This window comes from Paraburkholderia denitrificans, assembly GCF_042655705.1.
Classification (GTDB): Bacteria; Pseudomonadota; Gammaproteobacteria; order Burkholderiales; family Burkholderiaceae; genus Paraburkholderia; species Paraburkholderia denitrificans.
Window position 1 is genome coordinate 88,067 of sequence record NZ_JBHSMP010000038.1, and the last position, 12,524, is coordinate 100,590.

Below are 12,524 nucleotides of genomic sequence, written 5' to 3' on the forward strand. Positions count from 1 at the left end.
CGGGTTCTGTCGCAGTAAGGCGGTTTGTTGTGCTGTCCGAGTGCGAATTGACGATGTGAACGATGAGTCCCGAGCTGAATTCGACCTTCAAGCGAGCGTTCAAACGGCTGCATTACCCGATTGATGTGATTCTGCTTTGCGTGCGTTGGTATGTTGTCTACCCGTTGAGACGGTGACGATCGATAAGAGTGGAGTGAACCTCGCAGCGCTCAAGGACATCAACGCCGCTCGCGAGCAGCCGATCAAGATCCGTCAGCAAAAATACCTGAACAATGTTGTTGAGCAGGATCACCGTGCCATCAAGCGCCGGACACGGCCAATGATGGGCTTCAAGGACTTTCGCTGCGCCCCCATCCTGCTCGGTGGCATTGAACTAATGCACATGATCACCAAAGGGAAGATGAAAGGGAATCGCATGGACCGGACACCCGCCCATCAATTCTATTCATTGGCTAGATAAGGAATCCTTTACGTATGTGTGAAGCGATCTTTACCAACCCTTACTGCGATAGAACCCGAAAAATTCCGTTTCTTGAGGGCACCCCGGATCCTTCTGGCCAGCATCGAACTGATATACATGATTGCGAAAGGGCAGATATCCAAAGTGCCTGACACGTTCTACATTTCGATATTTGGTCTCGTTTATTTTTGCAAGTTCCGTAAAAAATAATTGCATTCTCAATATTTTTACGAAGAAAATTCGGAGTTTATAATCCGCCGGGAATTCTATTCGGCACGCGCTTTCGATTGACGAAGTCGCGCTGAACGAGAGTCGAAAAATGAAAGAGAGATGAAATGCTGAAAAGAAAGCTACCTCTTGCGTTTCTCTTCGCAGGGTTGCTCGCAGGGTCGACGGCGGCGCACGCCGCTCGATGGGGTGTTCAGCTCGCGGGCGGCGTCGCCGACCACGACGTGAAGAAAGCGGATCTGGGGGGCGTCTGGGATCCGGGCTGGCAATGGTGGAAAATCGGAGGCTATCATTTCACGGTGGTGGGCGAGGGTCATGTGGCGTATTGGGATCTTGAGGAAAAGCCCGTGTCGCATGCGAACATCTGGGAGTTCGGCTTTACACCCGTTTTTCGCTTCGTGAAGAGTTCGGGTTATATCCGCCCGTTTATCGAAGCCGGTGTGGGGGTGCGGCTGCTTTCGCATGTGGATGAAACGCGGGACCGGAGTTTCTCGTCGTCGTTTCAGTTTGCCGATATGGTGGGTGTCGGCGCGCAATTTGGCGAACGTCAGAACTATCAGGCCGGCTTTCGCTTCCAGCATCTGTCGAATGCTGGGCTCAAGCACCCGAATCCCGGCGTCAACTTCAGCCAGATCTACCTGCAATACAACTTCTGAGAACAGTCTTGCGAACTGTATGTGAATGCGACGCGCAGATTGACATATCGTCAAGTCAACGCAATGAAAAGCTGATGGGCGGCATCACAGGCGAAGCGCACGCGAAAAAGGAGGTTTTGTCGCGATAGCGATTGCAGGTTGAACAAAGCCTGATATGGCCAGGATTACTTATGCTGCCAGCGAAGAGAACTGCTCGGCGACAGTTTATTGGGCGCCGTTATCTCTCATCTTCCCTTTGGCGATCATATGAGCCACCTCGATGCCACTGAGCACGATGCGTGCGCACTGGAAACTCCTGAATCGGAGCATGGGGCGGGTACGCCGCTTGATTGAGCGGTGGTCTTGTTCAATGATGGCGTTCAAGTACTTCGCCTGCCGGATCTTGATGGGTGTTTCGCGCTCGGCGTTGATGGCTTTCAGCGCAGCTGGATTGGCGCCACTTCTGTCAATTGTCACAGTCTCGGATTCGCCATTCTGGGCGGTCGATTTTTCGAAACACCGCCGCGCTGCAGTCTTATCCCGATGTGCCCGCAACAGAAAGTCGATAGTGTTGCCGGCCTTGTCGACCGCGCGATACAGGTATTTTCATTGGCCGTTGACCTTGATGTAGGTCTCGTCGACGCGCCAGCTCTTGCCGACGGGGCGCCTGTGGCGGCAAAAACGCTCTTTCCAGCACCGGCAGCAGCTTGAGGGCCCAGCGATGCACGGTTGAATGACCCACTGAAATGCCTCGCTCCGCCACTATTTCTTCAAGGTTTCGCAGGCTGAGCGGACAGGCCACATACCAGCGAACACAAGTCAGGATCACATCAAGCGGGTAATGCCGGCGTTTGAGCATGCGTGCCACGCTCGGATTCAGCGTCTTCATCAAGCTTTCATTCGTTCCTCTTGTTCCTCACAACATAGCCGACCGCCTTATTGCAACAAAACGCCTGGAGACGTGTGACGCTGAATCTCGCGGTAATTGGGCCGCAGCGAGCCTCCCGTTGTGCTACGCGAAACTGGCCGAGATGTAATCAGCCAGACAACGCACCGCCTCCGTCGTGCTTTCCTGCCGCTGATGCAGACGCACGTCGAGTTCGCCCATCGCCGGGAAGCCCTCGCGTTCGCTGAGTGCCCGTACGCCTTCGGGCACGGTACTCGCCGCGAGCAGCGTCACGCCGAGGCCGGCGCGCACCGCGGCGATGATACCGCTATAGCTGGAGCTGGCGTAGGCGATGCGCCACGGCCGGTCGAGTCGACCCAAAGTTTCCAGCACACGACTGCGGTAGATGCACGGCGGTGGCGCAACGACCAGCGGCAATGGGCGCTGCTGATCACGCGCGTGATCGAGGCTGGTGATCCAGACCAGCGGTTCGGTGAGTACCTTGGTGCCGCCTGCCCCGGAACTGTCGTGCAGCGCGATCACAAGATCGAACTCCCCCTTTTCCTGACGCGCCAGCAGGTTCTTGCTGAGATCGCACGTCACTTCCAGCATGACGCCAGGATGCGATTGGGCGAACTTGCTGAGGATCACCGGCAGCAGCGACGCGGTGTATTCGTGCGGCGCGCCGAGTCGCACGCTGCCAGCGACCTTCGGCCGGCACAGGCTGCCAATCGCCTCGTCATTGAGCGCCAGCATCCTCCGGGCGTAGCCGACGAGAATGGTTCCCTCATCAGTGAGCTTCACGCTGTGCGTCCCGCGCACGAAGAGCGGCACCTCGAGCAATTCCTCCAGTCGCCGGACCTGCAGGCTGATCGCCGACTGTGTGCGACCGACCGCCTCCCCAGCGCGCGTGAAGCTGCCCAGATCGACGGCCTTCACAAAGGTCCGTAGCAATTCCGTTGGGATGTTGATCACCCGCGCCTAACCATTTGGGATATTCATGTTTTCATTAAAACAATCAAATCTACAAATGTCAACGCGCGCCTACCATGAACGCCGTCACGTAACCCCTTCCTCTTCACATCAACGCATGCGCTTCAAGGAGACACCATGAGCACCCTGAAATTTACGGAAGACCACGAATGGCTGCGCGTCGACAGCGACGTCGCGACGGTAGGCATCACTGACTACGCCCAGAGCGCGCTGGGCGACATCGTCTTTGTGCAGATGCCGGACGTCGGTGCAAGTTTCGCGGCTGGCGCCGAGGCGGTCGTCATCGAATCGGTAAAGGCCGCCGGCGCGGTAAAGATGCCGGTCGCTGGCACCATCGTCGAAGTCAACGCCGCACTGGCCGAGACCCCCGCCATGGCCAATGAGGATCCGTTGGGAGCCGGCTGGTTCATTCGCATCCGCCTCGACGACCCGTCCACGCTTGCCGGGCTTCTCGATCAGGCGGCCTACGACAAGCTGATCGCCTGACTGCCCGACTTCCGCGACCACGACCACGCCATGAACATGAACGACACCCGTTTCCCCGCGACGCTCGCGCAGCTTGAACAGCGCGATGATTTCGTCGGCCGCCACATCGGCCCCGACAATACCGAAACCCGTGCGATGCTGCGCACGCTTGGCCTCGACTCGATCGATCAGCTCATCGACCGGGTGATCCCGGGTTCCATCCTGTCGTCTTCGCCACTCTCCCTCCCTGAAAGCCGCAGCGAACCCGAAACCCTTGCCCGGCTGCGCGAGATCGCGGGGGAGAACCGGGTGTTCCGTTCCTTCATCGGCACGGGTTACTACGGCTGTCATACGCCGGCTGTCGTGCAGCGCAACGTGCTCGAAAACCCGGCGTGGTACACCGCCTATACGCCTTACCAGCCGGAAATTTCGCAGGGCCGCCTGGAAGCGCTGCTGAACTTCCAGACCATGGTCACGGATCTCACCGGCATGGAGATCGCGAATGCCTCGCTGCTCGACGAGGCAACCGCCGCAGCGGAGGCGATGACGTTCTGCCGGCGCCTGTCAAAAAACCCGGCCAAGGCTTTCTTCGTCTCGCGTGACTGCCACCCGCAGACGATTGAAGTCGTGCGCACGCGCGCCGAGCCGCTGGGCTTCGAGGTCATCGTCGGCGATCCGGCGACGGAACTTGGCGCGCATGAGTTCTTCGGCGTACTGCTGCAGTACCCGGCAAGCACCGGCGAGGTAATCGATTACGACGACATCGTCGCCGCTGCGCATGGGAAGCAGGCGCTGGTCGTGGTCGCTGCAGACCTGCTCGCGCTGACACTGCTCAAGCCTCCGGGCGAGTTCGGCGCCGATGTCGCGATCGGCACAACGCAACGCTTCGGCATCCCGCTCGGCTATGGTGGCCCGCACGCCGCGTATTTCGCCACCCGTGATGCACACAAGCGTGTGATGCCGGGCCGCGTTGTCGGCGTGTCGATCGACAGCCACGGCGACAAGGCTTACCGCCTTGCGATGCAGACTCGCGAACAACACATTCGTCGCGAAAAGGCGACCAGCAACATCTGCACCGCGCAGGTGCTGCTCGCCGTGATGGCCGCCCTTTACGCCTGCTATCACGGTCCGCAGGGACTCACGACGATCGCACGTCGCGTGCACCGCCTGACCGCAACGCTGGCCGAGGGTCTGCGCCGGCTTGGATACACGGCGGCGAACGGCAGCTTCTTTGATACGCTGACCGTTGCCGTCTCCAATGCGGCCACCGTGCATGCCGCTGCACGCAGCTACGGCATGAACCTGCGCGAGATCGACGCGCATACCATCGGCATCTCGCTCGACGAGACGACGACCCGCGCCGACGTCGGGGCGCTGTGGACGGTCTTCGCCAACGGCGCGGTCGTTCCGGATTTCAACACTATCGAGTCCGGCGCCCGCGATACACTGCCTGCCGGGCAACTGCGTACGTCGGCCTTCCTGACGCACCCTGTGTTCAGTGAACACCGGTCGGAAACGAAGATGCTGCGCTACCTGCGCGCGCTCGCAGACAAGGACCTCGCGCTCGACCGCACGATGATTCCGCTCGGCTCGTGCACGATGAAGCTTAACGCGACTACCGAGATGATCCCGGTCACCTGGCCGGAATTCGGCGACATTCATCCGTTTGCTCCGGCCGACCAGGCTCAGGGCTACGCGCAGTTGACCGCGGAACTGGAGCAGATGCTGTGCGCGTGCACCGGTTACGACGCCGTTTCACTGCAGCCGAACGCCGGCTCCCAGGGCGAGTACGCCGGTCTTCTGGCAATCCGCGCCTTCCACGCGAGCCGCGGTGAAGCACACCGCAACGTCTGCCTGATTCCCAGCTCGGCCCACGGTACCAACCCAGCGACGGCGCAGATGGCCGGCATGCAAGTCGTTGTCGTCGCGTGCGATGACAACGGCAATGTCGACGTCACCGACCTGAAGAAAAAGGCGGAGCAGCACAGCAAGAATCTTGCCGCGATCATGATCACCTATCCCTCGACGCATGGTGTGTTCGAGACCGCGATCCGCGAGATCACCGAGATCGTCCATGCCCACGGCGGCCAGGTCTACATCGACGGGGCCAACATGAACGCGATGGTCGGTCTTTGCGGCCCCGGCAAGTTCGGCGGCGACGTCTCACACCTCAACCTGCACAAGACTTTCTGCATCCCGCATGGCGGCGGTGGTCCGGGCGTCGGCCCCATCGGCGTGAAGTCACACCTCGCGCCCTTCCTGCCGGGTCACGGCACGACGGGGCTGAAAGGCATCGGTGCGGTGGCGGCCGCACCTTGGGGCAGCGCCAGCATCCTGCCGATCACCTGGACCTACATCGCGCTGATGGGCCGCGATGGCCTGCGGCATGCAAGCGTGATGGCGATCCTCAACGCGAACTACGTTGCCAGGCGGCTCGAAGCGCATTACCCGGTGCTGTACCGGGGCGAGAACGGCATGGTTGCGCACGAATGCATCCTTGACCTGCGCCCGCTGAAGGACAGTACCGGCATTTCCGTCGACGACGTCGCCAAGCGGCTGATCGACTTCGGCTTCCACGCTCCGACGATGTCCTTCCCGGTGCCCGGCACGCTGATGATCGAGCCGACCGAGAGCGAATCGAAGGTCGAACTCGACCGATTCTGCGACGCGATGATTGCGATCCGGGAGGAAATCGCCAAGGTGGCCAGCGGCGAGTTCGACGCGAAGGACAACCCGCTCGTGAACGCTCCCCATACCGCTGCCGCGATTACCGGCGAATGGGCGCATCCGTACAGCCGCGAACAGGCCGTGTACCCGCTGGCAAGTCTGCGTACGAACAAGTACTGGTCGCCGGTCGGCCGCGTTGACAACGCATATGGCGACCGAAACCTCGTCTGCGCATGCCCGCCGATGTCCGACTATGAACAGGCTTGAGGAGCAACCGACATGAACACATCCCTCGTCATCACCCTGATCGGTGCGGACCGTCCGGGTCTGGTCAACGCGCTCGCGGCGCGCGCTGCCGACTGCGGCGCGAACTGGATGGAAAGCAATCTGGCACAGCTGGCCGGCAGGTTCGCCGGCATCGTGCGACTGGAAATTGCCATGGCCGAAGCCGGCAGACTCGAGGCCGCGCTGCGCGAACTCGAGACCGAAGGCCTGCACCTGATGATCGAACGTGGCACCGCGGCTGGTGCTGGCTCCCTCCATCGCGCCTTGGCGATCGAAATTGTCGGCCAGGACCGGCCCGGCATCGTGCGCCAGATCTCGGCAATTCTGGCGCGCCACAACGCAAGCATCGACAGACTCGAAACGCGCTGCGAAAGCGCATCGTTCAGCGGAGAGCCGCTCTTTCGTGCGCGCATCGACGTCCATTTGCCCACCTCGGTGCTGCCTGCCAGCCTTCAGGGCGAGCTCGAGACGCTGGCGAACGAGCTGATGGTGGATCTCAAAGTGGCGCCCGACGACGAGTGAACCGCTACTACTCCTTCGCATATCTAAAACCTTTCGGAGACACGCAAATGTTTAACCAGGTCATGCAGATCGCCGACTTCGACCCGGCGCTCTGGAATGCAATCGAAGCCGAGCGCCATCGCCAGGAAGACCACATCGAGCTGATTGCCTCGGAAAACTACGCCAGCCCGCGCGTAATGCAGGCGCAGGGCACGGTGCTCACCAACAAGTATGCCGAGGGTTATCCCGGCAAGCGCTATTACGGCGGCTGCGAGCACGTTGATGTGGTCGAGCAGCTTGCTATCGATCGCGTGAAGCAGCTCTTCGGCAGCGATTGGGCGAATGTCCAGCCGCACTCCGGTTCACAGGCCAATGCCGCAGTGTATTTCGCACTGCTGCAGCCGGGCGAGACGATCCTCGGCATGAGCCTCGCGCACGGTGGTCACCTTACGCATGGCGCCAGGGTGAACTTCTCGGGCAAGGTTTTCAATGCCGTGCAGTACGGCGTCACCGACGATGGCGTAATCGACTACGACGCACTCGAGGCGCAGGCCGTCGAGTGCAAACCGAAGATGATCGTCGCGGGCTTCTCGGCCTACGCGCGCTACCTCGATTTTGCGCGCTTCCGCGCAATTGCGGACAAGGTCGGGGCGTTGCTCTTCGTCGATATGGCCCACGTCGCCGGCCTCGTCGCCGCGGGGCTGTATCCCAGCCCGGTGCCCTTTGCGGACATCGTCACCAGCACCACCCATAAAACGCTGCGCGGCCCGCGCGGCGGCATCATCCTCGGCCGCGCGAACGCTGACATCGAGAAGAAGATCGCCTCAATGGTCTTCCCCGGTACCCAGGGCGGCCCGCTGATGCACGTGATCGCCGCCAAGGCCGTCGCGTTCAAGGAAGCGCTGGAACCGGCATTCAAGGAATACCAGCAGCAGGTGATCGCAAACGCGCGCGCGATGGCGGCAGTGTTTATCGAGCGCGGCTACCGCATCGTCTCCGGCGGCACGGACGACCACCTCTTTCTCGTCGACCTGATCGCGAAGGGCATCACTGGCAAGGCCGCCGACGCGGCGCTTGGCGCGGCGCATATCACGGTGAACAAGAACACTGTGCCCAACGATCCGCAGTCGCCCTTCGTCACGAGTGGCATTCGCATCGGTACGCCGGCCGCCACCACGCGTGGATTTGGCAAGGACGAGGTGACGGCGCTCGCAGGATGGATCTGCGACATCCTCGACGACATTGAAAACCCCGCGGTCATCGGCGCGGTGCGCGCGAAGGTCGCTGGGTTATGCGACCGGTTCCCGGTTTACGGGCATTAAAAAAATAAGGCGCAGTGGGGGCGCGGGTGGGCGCCCCATCTTCCAGATCAGCAGAGAGATGTTGTTCAAATCCAAGGAAGGAGACAATCGCATGGCCCGTATCAACGACATGCTCGACGAAGAGCAGCGACACGAAAGAAAGGACCTCGAACGGGGACTGAAGGACAGACACATCCAGCTCATCGCCATTGGCGGGGCGATTGGAGTAGGCCTGTTTCTCGGCTCCGCAAAGGCCATCAGCAAGGCCGGCCCGGCGCTGCTGGTGACCTATGCGTTTGCTGGCGTCGCAGTATTTTTCATCATGCGCGCACTCGGCGAACTGCTGCTCCACCGTCCGGTGGCAGGTTCATTCGCAACCTATGCCGAAGAATACGTCAGTCCGTGGGCCGGCTACGTCACTGGCTGGACCTACTGGTTCACCTGGGTTGTGACCGGGATGGCGGAACTTACCGCGATCGGCGTCTACTTTCATTACTGGTTTCCCGGCGTTCCCCAGTGGATACCGCCACTCGTCGCGCTAGCCGTGCTCTACGGCGCGAATCTCATCGCGGTGAAAGTGTTCGGTGAGATGGAATTCTGGTTTGCGCTGGTCAAGGTGATCACGATCGTTGCCATGCTCGTGATCGGCGTCGGGGTGATCGTGTTTGGCTTTGGCGACCTCGGCAGGACCGCGAGCTTCTCGAACCTGTGGTCCCACGGCGGGTTTGCGCCGGTGGGGCTGGTCGGCGTCGTGCTGACCCTGCAGATCGCATGTTTCGCCTATACCGGCGTCGAACTGATCGGCGTCGCCGCCGGGGAGGCGGAAAATCCCGAGCGCGTTCTGCCACATGCGACCAACAGCATTACCTACCGGATTCTTATCTTTTACATCGGCGCGCTGGTCGTCATCATGTCGCTGGTGCCGTGGAACGAGATCAACCCGAACATGAGCCCGTTCGTGACAGTGTTCGAGAAAATCGGCGTCCCGGCGGCGGCAGGCATCATCAACTTCGTAGTGATCACAGCCGCAGCATCCTCGTGCAACAGCGGCATCTTCAGCACCGGACGGATGCTCTATACCCTGGCCCAGTTCGGGCAGGCGCCAGCGGCGTTCGGGAAGGTCAACAGGAGCCACGTGCCGGCCAACGCCATCACCCTGTCGGCAGCCTTCATGCTGCTCGCCGTCGTCCTCAACTATTTCGTGCCCGAGGAAGTGTTCACCTACGTCACCAGCGTGGCGACCGTCGGCGCAGTCTGGACCTGGGGCATCATCGTGTGGGCGCATCTGAAATATCGCCAGGCGGTCCGCCAGGGTCTCGCCAGGCCGGTGTCGTTCCGCATGCCGGGCGCGCCGTACGCCAACTGGTTCGTCCTTGCATTCCTGCTCCTCGTCACGGTTTTCCTGGGATTCGACGCCGGGACGCGCGTTGCGCTGTACGTCGCACCCGCGTGGTTCGCGCTGCTCACCGCGGGATACCTGATGTCCCGATCCCGCGCCGGCAATGGCGTGCACGCTGGCGAAGCCTCGAGGTAATCGATATGGCCATCAGCGTGTTCGACCTGCTCAAGATCGGCATCGGGCCGTCGTCCTCACACACCGTGGGGCCGATGCGCGCGGCGCAGCTGTTCGCGTATGGCCTGAAGGACTCCGGCCTGCTTACCCGGGTTGCAAGCGTGAAGGCCGAACTGTACGGTTCGCTCGGGGCGACCGGCAAGGGGCACGGCAGCGACAAGGCCGTGCTGCTCGGACTCGAGGGCGAGGCGCCGGATCGGGTTGACCCGGAGCAGATCGCGGGCAAGCTCGCGCGCATCCGTGGTGAGCAGCGCCTGATGCTCGCTGGCGAACACCCGATCCCGTTCGTCGAGCGTGATCATCTCGTGATGTACCGTCGCCAATCGCTTCCGTACCATCCCAACGGGATGCGTATCAGCGCCTTCGACGTGGCAGGAGAAACGCTTGCCAGCAAGGGGTATTACTCGATCGGGGGCGGCTTCGTCGTCGATGAGAGCGTGGCGGGTGCCAATCGCATCGTGGCCGATACGACACCGCTCGCCCATCCGTTCTGCAGTGGCGCTGAACTTCTTGCCCAGTGCCAGGCGAAAGGTCTGTCAATCAGCCAGCTGATGCTGGAGAACGAGCGCGCGTGGCGGTCCGAAGCTGAGACGCGCTCCGGACTCCTCCACATCTGGGACGTGATGCAACAGTGCGTACGCCGTGGCTGCGAGCAGGAAGGGATCATGCCCGGCGGGCTGCACGTCAGACGCCGGGCCGCCGAACTGTACCGCAAGCTGTCCGGTGCGCCGGAAGCCTCGCTGCGCGATCCGTTGACGGTGATGGACTGGGTGAACCTCTACGCGCTTGCGGTGAACGAGGAGAACGCCACCGGTGGCCGGGTCGTCACGGCGCCGACCAACGGCGCCGCCGGCATCGTGCCCGCCGTCCTGCATTACTACAGCCGCTTTGTCTCCGGCTCGACCGAGGATGGCGTCGTGCGTTTCCTGCTCACGGCCGCCGCGATCGGCATCCTCTACAAGGAAAACGCGTCCATCTCCGGCGCCGAGGTTGGGTGTCAGGGCGAGGTCGGTGTCGCATGCTCGATGGCAGCCGGCGCACTGGCGGAGGTGCTCGGCGGTACGCCCGAGCAAGTGGAGAATGCGGCCGAGATCGGCATGGAGCACAACCTGGGCCTTACTTGCGATCCGGTCGGCGGACTCGTACAGGTACCGTGCATCGAGCGCAATGCTATGGGCTCGATGAAGGCGATCAACGCCGCGCGCATGGCGCTGCGCGGCGATGGCAAGCACTTTGTGTCGCTCGACAAGGTGATCAAAACCATGCGCGACACTGGCGCCGACATGAAGCTGAAATACAAGGAAACCGCGCGCGGCGGCCTCGCCGTGAACGTCATCGAATGTTGACGGGTACGCGACACATCCATAAGGAATGGAAATGATTGACAATAATACCGATGCGCTTATGCGACGCACCCCGCTGTACGACCTTCACGTTTCGCTCGGTGCGAGGATCGTGCCCTTCGCGGGCTACGCGATGCCTGTGCAGTATCCGGCTGGCATCATCAAGGAACACACCCACACCCGCACCCAGGCCGGACTCTTCGATGTCTCGCACATGGGCCAGGTGTTCCTGCGTGGCCCCGAGGCCGCTGCAGCGCTGGAAACCCTGGTGCCGGTCGACGTCATCGACCTCCCGCAGGGCATGCAGCGCTACGCGCTGTTCACGAACGAGACCGGCGGTGTGATGGACGACCTGATGGTCGCGAACTTCGGCGACTGCCTGTTCGTCGTCGTCAATGCCGCCTGCAAAGCACAGGACATCGCGCACATGCGCAAACACCTCTCGGAGCGCTGCACCATCGAAGTGCTCGATGACCGCGCGCTGCTCGCACTGCAGGGACCTGCCGCCGCGGCGGTCATGGCCCGCCTCGTCCCTGAGACGGACAGGATGCTGTTCATGACCACGATGACCGTCACGCTCGCCGGCGCCCAGTGCTACATCAGCCGCTCCGGCTACACCGGCGAGGACGGCTTCGAGATTTCGGTGCCCGCGAACAAGGCCGAGGCGCTCGCGCGTGAACTGCTGGGCCACCCGGAAGTCGCCCCGATCGGCCTCGGCGCACGCGACTCGCTGCGCCTGGAGGCGGGCCTCTGCCTGTACGGCCACGATCTTGACGTGAATACCTCGCCGGTCGAGAGCAGCCTGTCGTGGGCGCTATCGAAGTCGCGCCGCGCCGACGGTGCCCGCCCCGGTGGCTATCCCGGCGCGGACGTGATCCTCGGTCACATCGCCAACGGAGTTGGACGCAAGCGGGTAGGCCTGCGCCCGAATGCCCGCGTGCCGGTGCGCGAAGGGACCGAGCTCGTCGACGCGAGCGGCCACAGCGTTGGCATCGTCACCAGCGGCGGCTTCGGGCCGACGCTGGAAGCGCCGGTCGCAATGGGCTACGTCAAGACCGCGCTCGCGAAGCCGGGCACCCAGCTGTCGGCGATGGTCCGCGGCAAGGCGATCCCGGTCGAAGTCGCAAGCACACCGTTCGTCCCGCAGCGCTATTACCGCGGCTGACCAATCAGGGCGCGCCCGGGCA

The 12,524-nt window shown here is 62.1% G+C and carries 9 protein-coding genes and 2 pseudogenes; 9 read left to right on the forward strand and 2 right to left on the reverse strand.

All coding sequences use genetic code 11. The features are described from left to right. Positions 1-166: 166 nt before the first annotated feature. Positions 167-460 (forward strand): annotated as a pseudogene (locus ACFPTO_RS22980) (DDE-type integrase/transposase/recombinase); the annotation flags it as partial. Between the two features lie 335 nt (positions 461-795). Beyond that, positions 796-1,344 (forward strand): acyloxyacyl hydrolase, encoded by a 549-nt coding sequence (locus ACFPTO_RS22985; RefSeq protein ID WP_293032953.1) that lies wholly within the window; start codon positions 796-798, stop codon positions 1,342-1,344. A gap of 204 nt (positions 1,345-1,548) precedes the next feature. Here the strand turns inward: ACFPTO_RS22985 and ACFPTO_RS22990 are convergent. Then, a pseudogene (locus tag ACFPTO_RS22990) lies at positions 1,549-2,212 on the reverse strand (IS6 family transposase). Positions 2,213-2,335: 123 nt separating this feature from the next. Continuing rightward, positions 2,336-3,184, reverse strand: a complete 849-nt coding sequence (locus ACFPTO_RS22995) for a LysR substrate-binding domain-containing protein (protein WP_377715050.1) — start codon at positions 3,182-3,184, stop codon at positions 2,336-2,338. A 135-nt stretch (positions 3,185-3,319) separates the two neighbouring features. Between ACFPTO_RS22995 and gcvH the strand changes: the two genes are divergently transcribed. The 7 genes from gcvH to gcvT all read left to right on the forward strand — a co-directional run bounded on the left by gcvH (position 3,320) and on the right by gcvT (position 12,502). Next, positions 3,320-3,688, forward strand: coding sequence for a glycine cleavage system protein GcvH (gene gcvH, locus ACFPTO_RS23000; protein ID WP_377715052.1), 369 nt, complete (start codon positions 3,320-3,322; stop codon positions 3,686-3,688). Between the two features lie 30 nt (positions 3,689-3,718). Further along, complete coding sequence (gcvP, locus tag ACFPTO_RS23005; RefSeq protein ID WP_377715054.1) at positions 3,719-6,601, forward strand: aminomethyl-transferring glycine dehydrogenase; 2,883 nt, start codon at positions 3,719-3,721, stop codon at positions 6,599-6,601. Positions 6,602-6,613: 12 nt separating this feature from the next. Next, a complete protein-coding gene (locus tag ACFPTO_RS23010) occupies positions 6,614-7,141 on the forward strand; it encodes a glycine cleavage system transcriptional repressor (RefSeq protein ID WP_293032946.1) in 528 nt (175 codons plus the stop codon). A gap of 47 nt (positions 7,142-7,188) precedes the next feature. Beyond that, entirely contained in the window at positions 7,189-8,442 is a 1,254-nt protein-coding gene (glyA, locus tag ACFPTO_RS23015) for a serine hydroxymethyltransferase (RefSeq protein ID WP_377715056.1), read from the forward strand. Positions 8,443-8,533: 91 nt separating this feature from the next. Then, positions 8,534-9,955: an amino acid permease gene (locus ACFPTO_RS23020; protein ID WP_377715058.1), complete on the forward strand. Its 1,422-nt coding sequence runs from the start codon at positions 8,534-8,536 to the stop codon at positions 9,953-9,955. Positions 9,956-9,960: 5 nt separating this feature from the next. Then, positions 9,961-11,340 (forward strand): L-serine ammonia-lyase, encoded by a 1,380-nt coding sequence (locus tag ACFPTO_RS23025; protein ID WP_377715060.1) that lies wholly within the window; start codon positions 9,961-9,963, stop codon positions 11,338-11,340. A 25-nt stretch (positions 11,341-11,365) separates the two neighbouring features. After that, positions 11,366-12,502, forward strand: coding sequence for a glycine cleavage system aminomethyltransferase GcvT (gene gcvT, locus ACFPTO_RS23030; protein WP_377715062.1), 1,137 nt, complete (start codon positions 11,366-11,368; stop codon positions 12,500-12,502). The last annotated feature ends 22 nt before the right edge of the window (positions 12,503-12,524 follow it).

Bases quoted from the DNA above. Each gene is read 5' to 3' on its own strand.
- ACFPTO_RS22985 (WP_293032953.1), top strand. From the start codon at position 796: ATGCTGAAAAGAAAGCTACCTCTTGCGTTTCTCTTCGCAGGGTTGCTC.
- gcvH (WP_377715052.1), top strand. From the start codon at position 3,320: ATGAGCACCCTGAAATTTACGGAAGACCACGAATGGCTGCGCGTCGAC.
- gcvP (WP_377715054.1), top strand. From the start codon at position 3,719: ATGAACATGAACGACACCCGTTTCCCCGCGACGCTCGCGCAGCTTGAA.
- ACFPTO_RS23010 (WP_293032946.1), top strand. From the start codon at position 6,614: ATGAACACATCCCTCGTCATCACCCTGATCGGTGCGGACCGTCCGGGT.
- glyA (WP_377715056.1), top strand. From the start codon at position 7,189: ATGTTTAACCAGGTCATGCAGATCGCCGACTTCGACCCGGCGCTCTGG.
- ACFPTO_RS23020 (WP_377715058.1), top strand. From the start codon at position 8,534: ATGGCCCGTATCAACGACATGCTCGACGAAGAGCAGCGACACGAAAGA.
- ACFPTO_RS23025 (WP_377715060.1), top strand. From the start codon at position 9,961: ATGGCCATCAGCGTGTTCGACCTGCTCAAGATCGGCATCGGGCCGTCG.
- gcvT (WP_377715062.1), top strand. From the start codon at position 11,366: ATGGAAATGATTGACAATAATACCGATGCGCTTATGCGACGCACCCCG.